The organism is Catellatospora sichuanensis, from assembly GCF_007483665.1.
GTDB classification, from domain to species: Bacteria; Actinomycetota; Actinomycetes; order Mycobacteriales; family Micromonosporaceae; genus Catellatospora; species Catellatospora sichuanensis.
In genome coordinates this window covers 22,921-39,849 of the sequence record NZ_ML660190.1, presented here as the reverse complement: position 1 = coordinate 39,849, position 16,929 = coordinate 22,921, and the positions used below count along the sequence as shown (strand labels likewise).

Below are 16,929 nucleotides of genomic sequence, written 5' to 3'. Positions count from 1 at the left end.
TCCATGACCGCCATCACCGCCGTGCAGGCCGCGTACATCGTCGCCGCCCTGCTGTTCGTCCTGAGCCTCGCCGGGCTGTCCAAGCACGAGACCGCTCGCGCGGGCGTCGTGTACGGCATCTGCGGCATGACCGTCGCGCTGGCCGCCACCATCGCCCTCGCCACCCGCAGCATCAGCGCGGCGGGTGCCGCACTGCTGGTGCTCGCCATGCTGATCGGCGGCGGGATCGGGCTGTGGCGGGCCCGGGTCGTGCAGATGACCGGCATGCCCGAGCTCATCGCGATCCTGCACAGCCTCGTCGGGCTGGCCGCCGTGCTCGTCGGCTGGAACGGCTTCCTCGAGGTCGAGCACGCGGCACCGGCCGCGCTCACCGGTTCCCTGCTGCACATCCACCACGCTGAGGTGTTCGTCGGCGTCTTCATCGGCGCGGTCACCTTCACCGGCTCGATCGTGGCGTACCTGAAGCTGTCGGCGCGCATCGCGTCCCGGCCGCTCATGCTGCCCGGACGGCACGTGCTGAACCTCGGCGCGCTGGTCGCGTTCGTGGTGCTGACCGTGTGGTTCGTCATCACGCCCCAGCTGGGGCTGCTGGTCGCGGTCACCGTCGTCGCGCTCGCGCTCGGCTGGCACCTGGTCGCCTCCATCGGCGGCGGCGACATGCCGGTCGTGGTGTCGATGCTGAACAGCTACTCCGGCTGGGCGGCCGCGGCGTCGGGCTTCCTGCTGGACAACGACCTGCTGATCGTGACCGGAGCGCTCGTCGGCTCGTCGGGCGCGTACCTGTCGTACATCATGTGCCAGGCGATGAACCGGTCCTTCGTGTCCGTCATCGCGGGCGGCTTCGGCACCGAGCAGGTCGCCGGGGCGGACGTCGACCTCGGCGAGCACCGGGAGACTTCGGCCGCGGACGTCGCGGCCCTGCTGCGCGACGCCACCTCGGTGATCATCACGCCGGGCTACGGTATGGCCGTGGCGCAGGCGCAGGCCCCGGTGGCCGAGCTGACCCGCCGGCTGCGCGCCCGGGGCGTGCAGGTCAGGTTCGGCATCCACCCGGTGGCCGGGCGGCTGCCGGGGCACATGAACGTGCTGCTGGCCGAGGCGGACGTGCCCTACGACATCGTGCTGGAGATGGACGAGATCAACGACGACTTCGCGGGCACCTCCGTGGTGCTGGTCATCGGGGCCAACGACACCGTCAACCCGGCCGCCGCCGATCCGGGCAGCCCGATCGCGGGCATGCCCGTGCTGCACGTGTGGGAGGCCGAGCATGTGATCGTCTTCAAGCGGTCCATGGCCGCGGGCTACGCCGGGGTGCAGAACCCGCTGTTCTACCGGGACAACACCCGGATGCTGTTCGGCGACGCCAAGGCGCGGGTCGAGGACATCGTCGGCGCGCTCGGCCCCGTGGTCGGCGCGCAGCGCGAGGCCGGCGACGCCCGCCGGGTGCCGGTGGCGGCCTGACCTTCCCGCTTCACGGTCTGCGTCCGCCACCTTCGCGATACTGTGCGAAGGTGGCGGACCGGACTTCGCAGACAGTCCGCGCAGCGGGTGTCCGGTCGGCGGCCGCGGGCGTCAGGAAGGGCTGACTCGGGTGAATGTGGACGGCCTGCTCGTCGAACTGTTCGACCGGATTCCCGAGATGGTCCACGAGGCGGTCGACGGCCTGACCGCCGAGCAACTGCACTGGGCTCCGGCGCCGGGCGCGAACACCATCGGCTGGCTCGTCTGGCACCTCACCCGCATCCAGGACGACCATGTCGCGGACCTGCTCGGCGAGGATCAGCTCTGGGCCGGCGGCCCGTGGGCGCAGCGGTTCGGGCTGCGCGCCAATCCCGGCGACACCGGCTACGGGCACACCGCCAAGCAGGTCGCGGCGGTGCGCCCCGACGGGCCGGAGGTGCTGGTCGAATACTTCGACGCGGTCGCCGCCCGCACCCGGGACCTGCTGCTCGGGCTGAAGCCCAAGGACCTCGACCGGATCGTCGACGAGCGCTGGGACCCGCCGGTCTCCATGGGCGTGCGGCTGGTCAGCGTCGCCAACGACGACGTCGCGCACGCGGGCCAGGCCGCTTACATCCGGGGACTCATGCGGACCGCCAAACGCTGATCTGCCGCCGACGTGGTGCACGTGCCGGCCGGCCGGACAGCGCCCGGCCGTCGCGCCCGGCACGCGTCCGGATCGCCTGACCGCGACGGTCAGGCGGCAGACAGGGCCTCCGCCACCCGGTCCAGCGCGGTCCGGAAGTCCGCGGCCGGCAGGTGGCCGAAGCCGAGGCGGAACACCCGGTCCGGCTCGCCGAACCAGCCGCCCAGCCCGACCCGGGTCTCCCGCTGCGCGAGGGACCCGTAGAAGCGGTGCACCGCCTGGTCGTCGAAGCGGTCGGCGCGCAGCCGCAGGCAGCACAGCGCGCCGCCGTCGGGACGTACGAACTCCACCACGTCCCGGTGCTCGGCCGCCCACCGGTCCAGGGTGTCCAGCGCCGTGGCCAGCGCCTGCCGTCGCTCGCCGAGGATCTGCTCCTCGCGGCGCAGCACCTCGGCGGCCAGCAGCTCGTCCACCCCGGAGCCGGTGATCAGCGTGTTGAACTTCGCCACCCGCAGGGACTCGTACAGCGCGGGATCGGTGACGGTCAGCCAGCCGACCCGGATGCCGGGAGCACCGTGCGCCTTGGACACCGAGGAACAGGTCACCACCCGCGGCGACAGGCTCGCGGTGGAGCGGGGCACCGCCGCCGCACCGTAGCTCGCCTGCCGGTAGGTCTCGTCGACCAGCAGGGCCGCCTGCGGGGCCAGCGCCTCGATCCGGTCGAGCAGATCGCGCAGCTCCTGCTCGGTGAAGCGGACGCCGGACGGGTTCTGCGGCGAGGCCAGCGACACCAGCCGGGTCTCGGGCGTCAGCACGGCGGCGACCGCGTCGACGTCGAGGCGGTACCCGTCGTCGAAGCTCAGCGCGACCGGCGTCACCCGGCAGCCGATGGCGTCGAGCGCGGCCCGCGCGGGTGGGAAGCACGGCGTCACGACGACCGCATGGTCCTCCGGCCGGCAGAGCGTGAACGCCAGCAGGAACATGCCCGAGCTGCCGCCCGCGGTGACGAGCACCTCGCCCGGCGTCACGCCCGCGCCCGCGGCGATGAGGGCGCGCAGCTCCGTGTCGCCCTGGCTGGTGCCGTAGCCGATCTCGAGCGCGCCGAGCCGGGCGGCGGCGTCGTTGTCGAGCAGCTCGCCGAGCCGCAGCGGGGGGCAGGTGCTCTCGGCGAGGTCGTACCGGACGGGCCGGTCCACCAGGTCCGACATCGACGCCGCGGGGAACCTCGCCGGACGGGCGGACTCCGGGCCGGGGGAGACGGTCATGGACTCGATGATCCATGCCTGTGGGTGCGGCGGACAGGACCAATACGCGACCGGTGGCTCGTGTACTCGGTCGCGGGGGGGTACCCCCGACGGCCGGTTCCCGCAGGTGGACCCGCGCCGGTAGCCTCTGCCGGGTGAACCAGTCCTTCCAGGTCGACCTGCGCGGCATCGTCGACCTGCTCAGCCACCACCTCTACAGCAGCCCGCGGGTGTACGTGCGCGAGCTGATGCAGAACGCCGTGGACGCGATCACCGCCCGCCGGGCGCTGGCCCCGACCGCGCCCGCCTCGGTCTGGCTGGAGTCGCCGAAGACCACCGGCGACGGCACCCTGCGCATCCACGACACCGGTCTGGGCCTCACCGAGCAGCAGGTGCACGAGCTGCTGGCCACCATCGGCCGCAGCGGCAAGCGCGACGAGCTGGGCTTCTCCCGCCACGAGTTCCTCGGCCAGTTCGGCATCGGCCTGCTGTCGTGCTTCCTGGTCGCCGACGAGATCCGGGTGCAGACCCGCCACGAGGGCTACCCCACGGTGTACTGGACCGGCTTCGCCGACGGCCGCTACGAGACGAAGCCGGGACCGGACCGGCAGGAGGTCGGCACCACCGTCACCCTGATCCCGCGCCGCGACGCCACCGCGTGGCTCGACGCCGAGCGGGTGCGCGACCTCGCCACGCTCTTCGGTGAGATGCTGCCCTACCCGGTGCGCGTGGACGGCGACGTGATCACCGCCGAGACGCTGCCCTGGCAGGCCGGGCGCGCCGAGCGGAGCAGGGCGGCCGAGCATACGTTCGGCTTCACCCCGTTCGACACGATCGAGCTGAACGTGCCCGAGGCGGGCCTGACCGGCGTCGCCCTGGTGCTGCCCACGCCCGCGAACCCGGCCGCGAAGTCGGGCCACCGCGTCTACCTCAAGCGCATGCTGCTGTCCGAGGGCGCCGAGGACCTGCTGCCCGAGTGGGCGTTCTTCGCCCGGTGCATCGTCGACGCGTCCGAGCTGCGTCCCACCGCCAGCCGCGAAGCCCTGTACGAAGACGGCCTGCTGGAGTCGGTGCGCGAGCAGCTCGGTGCACAGCTGCGCGGCTGGCTGGTGAACCTGGCCGACTCCGACGCCGACCGCATGCACCGCTTTCTCGCGGTGCACCACCTGGGCGTCAAGGCGCTGGCGATGCACGACGAGGAGATGCTGCGCGTCGTCGACCAGTGGTGGCCGATGGAGACCAACATGGGCCGGATGCCGCTGGAGGAGTTCCGGCGCCGCCACGGCACCGTGCGCTACAGCGCCAACAACGACGAGTTCCGGCAGCTCGCGGCCGTCGCCGCGGCACAGGGCCTGGCGGTGGTCAACGGCGGCTACACCTTCGACGCGGAGCTGATCGAGCGGCTGCCGCTGCTCGACAACACGATCATGGTGGACCGGCTCGACCCGAGCGATCTGTCGACCCGCTTCGACACTCTCGACCCGGCGGCCGACCTGGCCCTGCGGCCGTTCGTGGCCGCCGCTCAGCGGGCCATGGACCCGCTGGGCTGCGAGGTCGTGGTCCGCGCGTTCGACCCGCCGAGCATGCCGGCGCTGTACCTGACCGACCGGCACGCCACGTTCCAGCGGCGGCTGCGCGAGACCGCGCAGGTCGCCGACGACCTGTGGGCGGGCGTGCTGTCCACGTTCGCCCACGCCGAGGCGCGGGTGCGCCCGCAGCTGGTGCTCAACCACCGCAACCCGCTGGTACGCCGGATGAGCGCGCTGCCGAGCCCGGAACTGGTCGCCGTCACGGTGTCCTCGCTGTACGGGCAGGCACTGCTGTACGGCCACCACCCGCTGCGCCCCGCCGACATGGCGCTGCTGAACCGCTCGTTCCTCGACCTGATCGACCTGGCCCTGCCCAACGCCGCCCCCGGGAGCACTGATGACGACGCATGACGAGGTCCACGAGCTGATCCACCGCTCGTGGGACACCCCCGACGGCCCGGCCCGGATCGCCGTCGTGGAACAGGTGCTGGCCAAGGCCGAGGCGCTGGGCGACCCCGACCTGCTGTACGCGGCACACGCCGCGGCGACCAGCGGCTACCACCAGAGCGGCGAGCCGATGAAGGCGATGATGACGTTCGCCCGCTGCCTGACCGACTACGACGCCGACCCGGGGCGGCGCAGCCACCACGACGAGCACCTGCTGCTGTGGCACTTCAAGTTCGTGGTGTCGTCGATGACGCTGTTCCCGCAGCTGGCGCTGGTGCGCACGATGGCGGTGCTGGACGACATGCAGCGCCGCTACCAGGCCGGCGGGCACAGCCTGCAGGCCGTGTACGCGTACCGCCACGACGTCGCCGCGCACCTGGGCGACGAGGAGCAGGCCGACCACTGGTACCGGCTGTGGGACTCCGCCCCCCGGGACGCCCTGTCGGACTGCGCGGGCTGCGACCCGTCCTCGAAGGCCTACCACCTGGCCTGGCGGGGCCGGGACGAAGATGCGATCGCGCTGGCGCAGGACGCGCTGAGCGGGCGGCTGACCTGCTCGGAGCAGCCGCACGGCATCCTGACCACGCTGCTGTACCCGTACCTGCGCACCGGCCGGCTCGAAGAGGCCCGCGACGCGCACCGCCGTGCCTACCGGGCGCTCGACGACAACAAGGCGGAGCTGGGCCGGGTGGCCACCCACGTGAGCTTCTGCGGCGCGACCGGCAACGAGCAACGCGGCCTGGAACTCGTCGAGCGGCACCTGCCGTGGCTGGACCAGGCCCCGACGCCGAAGACGGAGATGGAGTTCGCGGCCTCCGCAGCGCTGGTGCTGCGCCGGCTGACCGAGGCGGGGCAAGGCGACCTGGTGGTCCGCCGCGCGGCTGGTGAGATCACCGTCGCCGAGCTGGGGCGGCAGCTGCGCGAACGGGCCGTCGCGCTGTCGCTGCGGTTCGACGAGCGCAACGGCAACACGTACCAGAGCACCCGCATCGCCGCGCTGATCGAGTCGAAGCCGCTGGTGGCGTACCTGCCGCTGTCGGTGACCGCCGCCCGCGCCGCGTCCGTCGCCCAGGACGCGCCCGCCGAGGTCGAGACGCCCGCCGACCTGTTCGCGGTGCCCGCGGACCTTTCGCTGGACGGCCGGCTCGACCTGGTCGACGAGCTGTTCCACGCCGAGGAGCAGGCCAAGGCCCGTGCCCTGACCGCGCGGCTGCTCGCCGAGCACACCGACGGGCCGCTGACCGACCAGCAGCGCGGGCGGCTGGCCCGGCTGCGCGCGGTCGCGCTGCCCGACGAGGACCGGGAGGGGACCGCGGACGCGTTCGCCGAGGCCGTGGGGGCGTTCGAGCGAGCCGGTGACAGCGCCCGCGAGCACGCGGCGCGGCTGCAGTGGCAGATCGCCATGTTGCAGCTGACCGGCGACGGCTCGCTCGTGCCGGCCGTGTTCGAGGCCGCGGAGCTGGCCGTGGCCGCCAACACCGACCCGAAGCAGCGCCGCGCCGCGCTGGTGCGGGCCGCGTGGGTCGCCGCCGCGTCCGGCGACCTCGACCGGGCGACGTCGCTGCTGGACCGGGCCGAGGCCGAGCCGGGCGCGCTGCCCCCGGCGCGTCACGCGAGCCTGCTGCACCTGCGCGCGGGCGTGCTGCAGGCGCAGGAACGCATCGAGGAGGCCGCCCAGCGCATCCGCGCGGCCGCGACGCTGCTGCGCGGCACCGAGCACCGCGACCAGCTCGCGAACCTGCTGCGGGCGCTGGCCGACCTGCTCGGCCGTCTCGGCGACAACCCCGGCGCGATCGCCGCGTTCGAGGAGGCCGCCGCCGTGGCGCAGGACCCCGAGCTGCGCCGCAGCTCCCGCGCCGACGCGGGGTTCATGCTGGTCACCACCGAGCGGGCGGGCGAGTTCGTCGACGACATCGTCGAGCACGTGTGCCTGATGGAGGCGCGGGGTGCGGCCGGTGCGGCCGCGTACACCCGGCACCGGTTGGCTCTCGCGCTGGCCACCACGGGGCGCTTCGCCGAGGCCGCGGAGGTCGGCGAGGAGGCGCTGTCGTGGTTCCTCGCGCAGCGCGACGCCGAGCACGCCGACATGGTCGTGGAGTTGCGTGACATCCTGTCGCGCACGTACGCGCAGCTCGGTGAGGTGCATGTCGCGATCGGACAGCTCGACGCACTGCTGGAGCTGGTCGGCGGGGTGGAGCGGCTGCCGTATCGGGGCGACGTGCTGGAACGGGCGGGCGAGCTGCTGTGGCAGGTCGACCGCGACGCCGAGGCCGCCGACCGGTTCGACGCGGCCGCGCAGGCGTACGGGCAGGCCGATCTCGCCCTGGCCACGGTGCACGCCCGCCGCCGCCAGGTGATGGCGCTGTTCCACGCCGGGCGCAGGGACGAGGCGATCACTTTGTCCCAGCAGCTCGCGGAACTGATGGCGGTCACCGAGGTGCCCGCCGACCAGCAGCCGGGGTTCGCCTGGGAGCGGGCCATGGCCGGTTACGAGGCGGCGCAGGTGCTGTCCAACAACGACGATCCTGACCATGACGCGGCGGTGGCCCGGGTCGCGCCGTCTGCCGGGCTGTTCCGCTCCATCGGCGCGTTCGGGGAGGCCGCGCTGGCCGAGCTGCGCCACGGGCAGGTGCTGGTCGTGTCCGGCCGGGCCGCGGCCGGGGAGGCCGAACTGCGCCGGGCGCTCGACACGCTGCCCGCCGACCACGGCGCCCGCCCGGAGGCCGCGGCCTGGCTGGCCCGGGCGCTCGACGACCAGGGCGACTCCCGGCAGGCCCGCAAGGTGCGCGAAGAGCACGGCCTGCCCGAACCCGAGTGATATGGCACCGGCGGTGGGCCCGCGCCCACCGCCGGCGGTCCGGCATTTGTCAGCTGACCATGCCGACCAGTGTCATAACCAACTGGGCCACGTACAGCAGGGCGAATACCCCGATGACCACATAGCTCACCCACGCCACCCGCATCCGGCCGAGCCGACTCATCCGGTGCCGGACGGTCCTGCCGCCGACGGTCAGTTCCACGGGCTGACCGGCCGCGAACGCAGCACCGCGCGACACCGTCCGGGTGGGGGCGAGGTGCTGCTCTTCGAGTTCCCGCATGGACAGGATCCAGTACACGTAGTAGTCGAATCCACGCTGGTGGAGCAGGACCCAGCTGCCACACAGCACCAGGCCTGCGATGACCAGGCCGAGCTGGGCGAGGCCGGAGACACCCGACTCCACGGCCATGCCGAGGACCGCGACCATGACCGTGTGGGCAACCAGCATGGTGCCGAAGCGCACCCAGATCACATTGCCCTCGTACGTCATCAGGGCTGTTGCGACCTGGTAACCGACCCTGGCGTTGTCCGCAGGGGCGAGTTCGGCGGGGTCGCTGTCGGACGCGGCTCGCGTATCGAGGGTCATGACCGGACTTTAGGTCCTGACGGCAACAGGTGCATCAGTCGATCTGGATGCGTTCACAGGGGGTGCGCGGCGCGCGTTCAGGTGGGGCAGAATGCCCTCACCCACGACACCAGAACGTGTATGTCGTGTGGCGTTCTGTCGGTGGCAAGAGACCAGGGATGTGCACATGCGACGAACCGCGGCATTGCTCGCCTCTCTGGTATGGGCAGGCAGCCTCGCGCTCGTCGTGCAGGCACCCGCCTACGCCGCCGTGCCCGCACGGGCCAACGGCCAGGCCAACCGGGTGATCTTCATCCACGGTTGGAGCCCCGACGGCAATGCCGACTGCGATGCCTACTGGTCGGCGGTGACGGCCCAGTTCGCCAACGCGGGCTGGACCGGTGAGCTCACCCAGTTCGGCTACTACTCCGGCGACACGAACTGCGACATCAGGTTCGACGGCGACACCATGAACACGTCGATCAAGACGGTCGGCAAGGCGCTGGCCAACGAGATCTACAGCCGCTACTCGGTCAACGGGGAGAAGGTCGACGTGGTCGCGCACTCCATGGGCGGGCTGGTGATCCGCTCGGCGCTGACCGAGGTCGCCAAGGGCACCGCGGGCTACCCGCCGTACGTCCACGTCGAGGACGTCGTCACCCTGGGCACCCCGCACGCGGGCGCGGCCTTCGCCGGCTGGTGCAGCCTGACGCTCTGGTTGCAGTGCAAGGAGATGCAGGCGGGCAGCAGCTTCCTGAACGGGCTGGCGGCGCGCCCCGAGTCGGCGATGGGCACCGACTGGACGGTGATCTCGTCGTTCGACGACGGTGACGTGGACGAGTCGTCCGGGGTCGCCATGAACGCCCAGCACAAGATCCAGTACGACGACGACCTCGACCACACCGAGCTGCGGACCGCTGTCGGCAGCTTCCGGGCGCGCTACTGGCATACGGCGAGCGCCACCGCCTGGAGCGCCTGGGGCACCCGCGTCGGCCCGCTGCAGTGGGCCAAGAACGCCTGCTACTACCAGGTCTCGACCTGACCGGTGTCCGGCGGGCGGCCCGCACGGCCGCTCGCCGGCGTCCGCGCTAGCGCACGAGCAGCGGGACGCACTTCGTGGCCCCGGGCCTGCCGCCGAGCACCGACTCGACCAGGCAGCTGCGCACCTCGAACTCGTGATGCGTGGTGGCGCTGGCCACGGTGGTGTTGTTGCAGGTCTCCGACTGGCCCTTCAGGGTGTCGTCGTCCAGGACCGTGGTTCGAGCACAGGTGAAGGCGTACGTTATCGCCGTGACGGCACGGCTGCCGTAACCGACAGCCGTCCCCGTGACGACCGCGGACGGGCGGACGATCTTGAACTCGGCTGTCGTCGCGCTGACCCACTGCCACTTCGCGCCGACCCCGTCCGCGCGCAGCGCCGTGTGGTACTTCGTCGACGGCACGACCAGCTTCGACATGGCGCTGTAGTGGTAGTCGTCGGAGACGTCGCGCACGTGCAGCGTGAACGTGTACTCGGTCGGGGTCGGGTCGACCTGGTAGAACGGGACCGAGCCGTCGCAGGCGATGTAGGTCTGCGCGCCGCCCGCCTCCGCGAAGGTGAGATAGGCGCAGATGTTCGGATCCGGGGTCGTGTCGGTGACGGTGCCCGCGAAGACCCGCACGGAGGAGTCGTCATAGCCGGTGCCGGTCACCGTGCCCATCGGCATGACCAGTGAGTAGCTCCAGTTGTTGCCGTCCTGGAATTCCCAGCTGCCGGACCAGCCGACGTTGGGGTGGACGATGTTGGGCGGTGTGCCGGGGTCGGCCAGGGCCGCGGGTGCGGGCAGCGCGGCGGCCAGTGCCAGTGCCGCGGCGGTCACGGCCAGGCGTCGCCGCCATGGCGACGGTGGTGTGGGCATGGGTGCCTCCGATTTCTCAGTGGGCACCCAGCGTCGGCAACGCGGAGATCCATTCACGCTGTGCGACGCGGATCGGACAGTCCCAAGCTCAGGCGGGCAGCTGCGAGACGTGCGCATGCACGATGCGCCAGCCTTCGGGCAGCCGCACCCAGGTCTGCGACTGCCGCCCGGTGACGGCGCCGCCCGCGTACCCGAAACAGGTGGTGACCACCGCGAAGCCGTCGCCGAACGTGCTGATCAGAGTGTCGCGCAGGGTCCGGCCGGGTGGCAGCGGCGGCTGGGCCGCGCGCCACGCGTGCTGCTCCGCCCAGCCGGTCTGCCGGTCGGCGATGCCGAACCGCACCGTGCCGGGGCTGTCGTGGAAGAACGACATGATCTCGTTCGGGTCGTTCACCAGCAGCGCGTTCTCATAGGCGGCGAACACGGCGGCCACCTCGGCGACCACATCGGGCCGGTCCAGGTCCATGGGTTCTCCCTGACTTGATGGTGCCGCCTTCCGGCACGGTCGCGTGCTTCCGTGCCGGAAGGCGGCCGGTGAGCCGGATCAGGCCGCGGCCGCGGCCCGGTCCGGCTCCGCCGCTGCGGCCGGTGCCGGCGAGACCGGCGCGGGTGCGTCCGCGCCGCCGTGCAACCGGTCGAGGGCGAGCTCCTCGGGGTCGGGTTCGCGTGGGGAGTGCTTGCCGAGGTGGAAGATCGCGCAGACGACGGCGACGAACAGGTAGCCCAGGGAAACCGGACCGTTGGCGTTCCACTCGACCTTCTCGCCGTGGATCAGCCCGACGAAGGTGAGCAGCGCGCCGACCGAGGCGAAGATCCCGGCGTGCAGGAACTTCCGGTCGATGATGAACACCACGATCGCGCCGAAGACCAGGCCGGCCAGGATCGCGCCCTGCCCGAGCACCAGCAGGCCGTGGTAGACCACGCCCGCGCCGGCCAGCGCCTGGTCGCCGACCGCGGCGGCCGAGGTGCCCGCCGCGGCGAGCGCGTTGTCGATCTGCCCGGTGGCCCAGGAGGCCAGGTTGGGGATGAGCGCGGCGACCACCGCGGCGGCGTGGGCGCGTGGTGTCGCCTGGAAGGCCTGGGCACCGATGAGCAGGCCGATGTAGAGCAGGATCGGCACGATCGCCGCGGTCGGGAAGATCGCCGCGAGCAGGCCGAACATGCCCAGGAAGCAGAGCAGCGCGATGACGATGCCGGTGGCCATGGAGTAGCCGGTGCGGCCGCCCGCGGCCTTCCACCCGGGGTGCCCGACGTACACGGCGGGCGGGAACGGCGAGCCGAGCAGAGAGCCGATGACCGCGCCGATGCCGTCGGCCAGCAGCACGCTGCGCAGGTTGTAGTTGTCGCCGGCGGTGGCGGCGCTCTCCACGTTGGTCATCGCCTCGGTGAAGTTGTAGACGCCCAGCGGGATCGCGGTGGCCAGCAGCGGCGCCATCTCGTTGAGGCCGTCGAACAGCAGGCCGAACCTCAGGTCCGGCAGCGCGAACGCGATGGTCTTCGCGGCGGCGGTGACGTCGGGCACCGACATGACCCCGCCGATCCAGCCGATCGCGGTGCCCAGCAGCAGCGCGGCCAGGCCGATGGGGAAGTTGAACGGCAGCCTGACGTTGGTCATCAGGCCGATCAGCAGCAACGCGAACACGGGCAGCGCGACCCAGGCCAGGTCCCACATGCGCCCGGCGGGGTTCATCGAGATGAACGTGATGGAGATGCCGGCCAGGGTGCCCAGCAGCGCGGCCCGCGGGGTGTACCTGCGGATGTACGGGCCGACGAACGCGCCGATGAGCACGATGACGCCGATGATGAACGCCCAGGCCACACCGGCCTGCCAGGCCAGCATCGGGTCTTTGGTCTTCAGGTAGATCGGCAGCATGATCACGAAGATGACGATGAACATGTGCGGCACGCTGGGCCCGTACGGCAGCGCGGTGACGTCGGTGCGGCCCTCCTTGGCGGCCAGGCGGCGGGCCAGGATCGTGTAGTACACGTTGCCGAAGACCAGGGCGATGCCGAGCGCGGGCAGGATCGTGCCGAACACGTCGCCCTCGGACAGGTTGATCACGAACAGGCACAGCGTGGTCAGCGTCAGCACGTTGACGAGCACGTTCACGCCGAAACCGAAGAAGGCGTTGGTGTCGCCGCGGACCCAGTGCGGCAGTTTCACGGCCGCGGGGGTGGGTGTGGTCATGGGCATCCTGCTTTCGAGGCGGGGGGTCAGGCGGCTTGCGGCAGTGCGGCGCTGCGCTGCAGCGCCCCGATGAAGGCCGGTGACTTCGCCACCCAGCCGAAGATCCCGCCCTGGGCGGCGATCATCTGGAGCCCGACGCGCTGGAACTCCGGGAAGTACGAGCCCACGCAGTCCGACAGCACCAGGCACTCGTAGCCGCGGTCATTGGCCTCGCGCACCGTGGTGTGCACGCACACCTCGGTGGTGACCCCGGTGACGATCAGGCTGCGGATGCCCCGGCTCTCCAGCAGCTCGCCCAGCTCGGTGGCGTAGAAGGCGCCCTTGCCGGGCTTGTCGATCACCGGTTCGCCAGGCCGCGGGGCGAGCTCGTCGACGATGTCGTGGCCGTACTCGCCGCGGATCAGGATGCGGCCCTTGGGGCCGGGGTCACCGATGCGTTTCGAGGCCGCGCCGCGGTGCAGCTTCGCCGGCGGGCAGTCCGACAGGTCGGGCAGGTGCCCCTCGCGGGTGTGGATGATCGTCAGGCCGACCGCGCGGCACGCGCCGAGCAGGGCCTCGGTCGGCGCGATGGCCGAGCGCAGCTGGTTCACGTCGTTGCCCAGCGTCTCCCCGAAGCCGCCGGGTTCCAGGAAGTCGCGCTGCATGTCGATGACGATCAGCGCGGTGGTCGATGGGTCGAACGTGTACGGCGACGGCATCGCGTCGACGGTGGCGTGGGTACTCAAAAGGGTGCTCGCCTTCTGTGAGGCGGAACGGTCCGTCAGGAGGTGGTGGTGGCCGCGATGACGTCGTCGGACGTCGCCACGCAGCCGAAGACGCCGCCCTGCATAGTGACCATGTGCAGGGCCGCGGCGTGGTTGCCGGGGTCGGTGGCGCCCGTGCAGTCCGACAGGATCAGGCACTCGTAGCCGCGGTCGTTGGCCTCGCGCATCGTGGTGTGCACGCAGACGTCCGTGGTGATGCCGGTCAGGATCAGGTGCGTGATGCCGTTGGTACGCAGCACCAGGTCCAGGTTGGTGGCGTAGAACGCGCCCTTGCCGGGCTTGTCGACGATCACCTCGCCGGGGGCCGGGGCGACCTCGGGCACGATCTCCCAGCCCGGCTCGCCCTTGACCAGGATGCGCCCGCACGGGCCGGGCCCGCCGATCTCCGCGCCGATCCGCGCCGAGCGCCAGCGCTTGTTGGCGGGCAGGTCGGACAGGTCCGGGTCGTGGCCCTCGCGGGTGTGCACGACCAGCATGCCCAGCGAGCGCACGTGGTCGAGCAGCTTGGCGGTGGCGGGCAGCCCGGCCCGGGTCAGCGCGATGTCGTAGCCCATCGCGTCGACGTAGCCGCCCGGTCCGCAGAAGTCGGTCTGCCAGTCGATGCACAGCAGTGCCGTCCGCGCGACGGGCACCGAGCCGTCGTACGGCCACCGGTAAGGGTCGGCCTGCACCGGCCCGATGCGTACGCCGGTCGACGGATCAGGTTGGGGCACCAGGGTTTGCATACTGTCGATTGTCGACCGAACTGTTTCAGGGTCTGGTCGGCTCGGTAACGTGTGCATGACCTGGTGCCCACGATGGGGCCAGGTGACTACAGATAGGACCTTGCGCCGTGCCCGGCCAGCGCGGTGAGCACCACGGCCGGGTCGCCGGTCGCGACCGCCTCCAGCAGCCGCTCGTGCCGGTGCACCCCGTCGTCGGCGTGCGCCAGCTCGGCCTCGCGGCGCAGGTTGATCGCCATGTACAGCTGGAGCTTCACCAGGATCGACTCGTAAATCGCGGTGAGCTGCCCGTTGCCGGACAGCGCCACCAGGCTCACGTGGAAGGCCCGGTGCGCGTTGGCGACCTCCAGCTGGTCCCCGGTCGCGGCCGCCTCTCGCATCCGGTCCACCGCCGCCCGCAGCCCGTCGAGCTTTGCCGGGGTGCTCAGCGCCTGCTCGACCGCGTGGCGTTCCAGCATGTCGCGTACGGCGTACAGCTCCTGCACGTCCCGGTCGGACAGCGTGGCCACCCGCGCCCCGCGCCGCGGCACATGCTCGACCAGCCCTTGCTGCCCCAGCAGGCGCAACGCCTCGCGTAGCGGGGCCCGGCTGATGCCCAGCCGCCGGGTCAGCTGCTCCTCGACCAGTCGCTCGCCCGGCTCGGAGCGTCCGCTGAGGATCTCCCGGCGCAGCCGGGTCACCGCGAGCTCGACCAGGCTGTAGCTCTCGATCTCGCCGTTCGCGGGGGCCGTGTCCGTCACGGCACCGAGTGTGCCAGCACCCTGCCGCCGGGCGATCACGTGCCCGCGCGAGCCGGGATCGTGGCCGAGCGCCGTCACGGCACGGCCGGGCTGCTGGCCGCCCGCCACCCGCCGAAGTGGGTGATGTCGGCCGCGTCGCCCAGCCGCGGGGCCTCGGCGATGAACCCGGTGACCTCGCTGCCGTCGTCGAGCACGACCCGGCCCAGCCCCAGCGGCGCGGGCACGCTGCCCAGCAGCGCCCCGAGTCCTTGTTCGGGCAGGTCGTAGACCTCGACCGCGATGCCGCCCGCGGGCCCGTCCCCGGTGTGCACCAGTGCCGGGCGGTGCACCCCGGGTCCGGACAGGTGGTAGAGCCGGTAGCCGCCCGCCGTACGGGCCCGGTGGGCCAGCCGCGCGCCCAGGCCGAGCAGCTGCGGGTGCAGCGGCATACCGGTCAGGTGCGCGCCCACCACCGCGACCCGGGCCCCCGCCGGGACCCGCTCCGGCAGCCGCCCGCCGGTCCAGCGTTCGGCCAGGTCCAGCAGCGGCTCGTCGGCGAACGCGGGCGCGACCAGCTGCACCCCGAACGGCAGGCCGTCCGTGCGCTCGCCCGCGGGCAGCGCCACCGCGCACAGGTCGAGCAGGTTCACGAAGTTGGTGTACGTGCCCAGCCGCGAATTCACCGCCACCGGCCTGGCCGCCACCTCGTCGAACGTCGGATGCCCCGGGGTGACCGGCAGCAGCAGCGCGTCGATGTCGTGCCAGACGTGTTCGGTGGCCCGGCGAAGCGCCGCGAGCCGGTCGGCGGCGGCGAACGCGTCCGCGGCGCGCAGGTCGCGTCCGGGCAGCACGATCGCGCGCACGATGGGATCCAACTGTGGGCCGTCGGGTTCGAGCAGGTCACCGAACGCCGCCCAGCGCTCGGCGACCCACGGGCCCTCGTAGAGCAGCCGCGCCGCGGCCAGGAACGCCGAAACGTCCACCGGCACCAGGTGCGCGGCGACGCCGCGGGCGTGCGCCAGGGCGCGCTGCCAGGCTGCGGCGTGCGGCGGGTCGAGATCGAGATCCCCGGCCGGTACGCCGATGACGCGCATCCGCGCGGCGACCCCCGGCGGCGGCAGCGGCGGCCGCGCCCGCGACCACGGATCGCCGACGTCGTAGGCCGCCAGCGCGTCCAGGGCCGTCCTGGCCTCGGCGACGGTGCAGGTGAACGTGGTCACGCAGTCCAGCGAGCGACAGGCCGGCAGCAGGCCCGAGGTGGACACCAGCCCTCGGGTCGGTTTGAGCCCGACGAGGCCGTTGAAGGCCGCCGGCACCCGGCCGGAACCGGCGGTGTCGGTGCCCAGGGCCAGTTCGGCCTCACCCGTGGCGACGGCGATCGCGCTGCCGGAACTGCTGCCGCCGCTGATGTGGGCGGGGTCGGCGATGCTGTGGCAGGCCCCGTACGGCGTGCGCGTGCCGACCAGGCCGGTGGCGAACTGGTCCATGTTGGTCTTGCCGACGGGGATCGCGCCCGCGTCGATCAGCCGGGTCACCGCGACCGCGGACGAGACGGCCGGGCGGTCCAGCGCCGGGCAGGCGGCCGTGGTCGGCACCCCGGCCAGGTCGAGGTTGTCCTTGATCGCCAGACGGGCCCCGGCCAGCGGGCCGCCGGGGCTGTCCCGCCGGTACGCGTCGACGGCGGCGTCGGGGAGTCTGGTGATCCAGAGAGGTTGTCCCATGGCGTGGCTCCGATCGGAGTCGGGCGGCCGCGCCTGCCACCTCGACGGGTGGCCGTGCGCCGGTCCACGCCGCGCCGTGGGAGGGCTGCGGTCCGCGGGTTCAAGAAGCACACGATCGGGCTGTGACAGCGGCAGGACGGCCGCGTTGCGTACCGGTTAAGAACCGCTCACGGGCCTTGCCCGCCCGGCCGCGGGCGGTGCCGTGGGCCCTGGCGTCGGCCGGATGGA

At 72.3% G+C, this 16,929-nt stretch carries 14 protein-coding genes; 5 read left to right on the top strand and 9 right to left on the bottom strand.

Features of this window, described 5'->3' with window-relative positions:
- Positions 1–3 precede the first annotated feature (3 nt).
- Together pntB and FLL47_RS11995 are read left to right on the top strand one after the other, a co-directional pair.
- Positions 4–1,461, top strand: a complete 1,458-nt coding sequence (pntB, locus tag FLL47_RS12000; RefSeq protein WP_186315682.1) for a Re/Si-specific NAD(P)(+) transhydrogenase subunit beta — start codon at positions 4–6, stop codon at positions 1,459–1,461.
- A gap of 130 nt (positions 1,462–1,591) precedes the next feature.
- A complete protein-coding gene (locus FLL47_RS11995) occupies positions 1,592–2,107 on the top strand; it encodes a mycothiol transferase (RefSeq protein WP_144120569.1) in 516 nt (171 codons plus the stop codon).
- A gap of 89 nt (positions 2,108–2,196) precedes the next feature.
- On the opposite strand, the gene FLL47_RS11990 is transcribed toward FLL47_RS11995, so the two are convergent.
- Positions 2,197–3,351, bottom strand: a complete 1,155-nt coding sequence (locus tag FLL47_RS11990; protein WP_144120568.1) for a pyridoxal phosphate-dependent aminotransferase — start codon at positions 3,349–3,351, stop codon at positions 2,197–2,199.
- A 134-nt stretch (positions 3,352–3,485) separates the two neighbouring features.
- Between FLL47_RS11990 and FLL47_RS11985 the strand changes: the two genes are divergently transcribed.
- Both FLL47_RS11985 and FLL47_RS11980 read left to right on the top strand, forming a co-directional pair.
- Positions 3,486–5,270, top strand: coding sequence for an HSP90 family protein (locus FLL47_RS11985; RefSeq protein ID WP_144120567.1), 1,785 nt, complete (start codon positions 3,486–3,488; stop codon positions 5,268–5,270).
- Complete coding sequence (locus tag FLL47_RS11980) at positions 5,257–8,124, top strand: hypothetical protein (protein ID WP_144120566.1); 2,868 nt, start codon at positions 5,257–5,259, stop codon at positions 8,122–8,124. The genes FLL47_RS11985 and FLL47_RS11980 overlap by 14 nt, the downstream gene beginning before the upstream one ends.
- Before the next feature lie 49 nt (positions 8,125–8,173).
- Here FLL47_RS11980 and FLL47_RS11975 read toward each other — a convergent pair whose 3' ends face one another.
- The gene (locus tag FLL47_RS11975; RefSeq protein ID WP_144120565.1) at positions 8,174–8,710 is read right to left on the bottom strand and encodes a RipA family octameric membrane protein; all 537 of its coding nucleotides are present in this window, start codon (positions 8,708–8,710) and stop codon (positions 8,174–8,176) included.
- Positions 8,711–8,876: 166 nt separating this feature from the next.
- Here FLL47_RS11975 and FLL47_RS11970 point away from each other — a divergent pair, with 166 nt between their 5' ends.
- Positions 8,877–9,731, top strand: coding sequence for an esterase/lipase family protein (locus FLL47_RS11970; protein WP_186315681.1), 855 nt, complete (start codon positions 8,877–8,879; stop codon positions 9,729–9,731).
- 46 nt (positions 9,732–9,777) lie between these two features.
- Here FLL47_RS11970 and FLL47_RS11965 read toward each other — a convergent pair whose 3' ends face one another.
- The 7 genes from FLL47_RS11965 to atzF all read right to left on the bottom strand — a co-directional run bounded on the left by FLL47_RS11965 (position 9,778) and on the right by atzF (position 16,701).
- Complete coding sequence (locus FLL47_RS11965; protein ID WP_144120563.1) at positions 9,778–10,587, bottom strand: hypothetical protein; 810 nt, start codon at positions 10,585–10,587, stop codon at positions 9,778–9,780.
- Between the two features lie 88 nt (positions 10,588–10,675).
- Positions 10,676–11,053 (bottom strand): AtzH-like domain-containing protein, encoded by a 378-nt coding sequence (locus FLL47_RS11960; RefSeq protein ID WP_144120562.1) that lies wholly within the window; start codon positions 11,051–11,053, stop codon positions 10,676–10,678.
- 78 nt (positions 11,054–11,131) lie between these two features.
- Positions 11,132–12,775 carry a regulator gene (locus FLL47_RS11955; protein WP_144120561.1) on the bottom strand — a complete coding sequence of 548 codons (1,644 nt, stop codon included), beginning with the start codon at positions 12,773–12,775 and terminating at the stop codon, positions 11,132–11,134.
- Between the two features lie 26 nt (positions 12,776–12,801).
- Positions 12,802–13,500: a cysteine hydrolase family protein gene (locus FLL47_RS11950; protein ID WP_246157829.1), complete on the bottom strand. Its 699-nt coding sequence runs from the start codon at positions 13,498–13,500 to the stop codon at positions 12,802–12,804.
- Between the two features lie 35 nt (positions 13,501–13,535).
- Positions 13,536–14,264: a biuret amidohydrolase gene (gene biuH, locus FLL47_RS11945; protein ID WP_144120560.1), complete on the bottom strand. Its 729-nt coding sequence runs from the start codon at positions 14,262–14,264 to the stop codon at positions 13,536–13,538.
- Positions 14,265–14,350: 86 nt separating this feature from the next.
- Positions 14,351–15,001, bottom strand: a complete 651-nt coding sequence (locus FLL47_RS11940; protein ID WP_144120559.1) for a GntR family transcriptional regulator — start codon at positions 14,999–15,001, stop codon at positions 14,351–14,353.
- Positions 15,002–15,075: 74 nt separating this feature from the next.
- Positions 15,076–16,701: an allophanate hydrolase gene (gene atzF, locus FLL47_RS11935; protein ID WP_144120558.1), complete on the bottom strand. Its 1,626-nt coding sequence runs from the start codon at positions 16,699–16,701 to the stop codon at positions 15,076–15,078.
- Positions 16,702–16,929 lie beyond the last annotated feature (228 nt).

What these genes read in the sequence shown, in the direction of transcription:
- FLL47_RS11980 (WP_144120566.1), top strand. Translation starts at nt 5,257, where the DNA reads ATGACGACGCATGACGAGGTCCACGAGCTGATCCACCGCTCGTGGGAC.
- FLL47_RS11975 (WP_144120565.1), bottom strand. Translation starts at nt 8,710, where the DNA reads ATGACCCTCGATACGCGAGCCGCGTCCGACAGCGACCCCGCCGAACTC.
- FLL47_RS11955 (WP_144120561.1), bottom strand. Translation starts at nt 12,775, where the DNA reads ATGACCACACCCACCCCCGCGGCCGTGAAACTGCCGCACTGGGTCCGC.
- FLL47_RS11990 (WP_144120568.1), bottom strand. Translation starts at nt 3,351, where the DNA reads ATGACCGTCTCCCCCGGCCCGGAGTCCGCCCGTCCGGCGAGGTTCCCC.
- biuH (WP_144120560.1), bottom strand. Translation starts at nt 14,264, where the DNA reads ATGCAAACCCTGGTGCCCCAACCTGATCCGTCGACCGGCGTACGCATC.
- pntB (WP_186315682.1), top strand. Translation starts at nt 4, where the DNA reads ATGACCGCCATCACCGCCGTGCAGGCCGCGTACATCGTCGCCGCCCTG.
- FLL47_RS11960 (WP_144120562.1), bottom strand. Translation starts at nt 11,053, where the DNA reads ATGGACCTGGACCGGCCCGATGTGGTCGCCGAGGTGGCCGCCGTGTTC.
- FLL47_RS11970 (WP_186315681.1), top strand. Translation starts at nt 8,877, where the DNA reads ATGCGACGAACCGCGGCATTGCTCGCCTCTCTGGTATGGGCAGGCAGC.
- atzF (WP_144120558.1), bottom strand. Translation starts at nt 16,701, where the DNA reads ATGGGACAACCTCTCTGGATCACCAGACTCCCCGACGCCGCCGTCGAC.
- FLL47_RS11965 (WP_144120563.1), bottom strand. Translation starts at nt 10,587, where the DNA reads ATGCCCACACCACCGTCGCCATGGCGGCGACGCCTGGCCGTGACCGCC.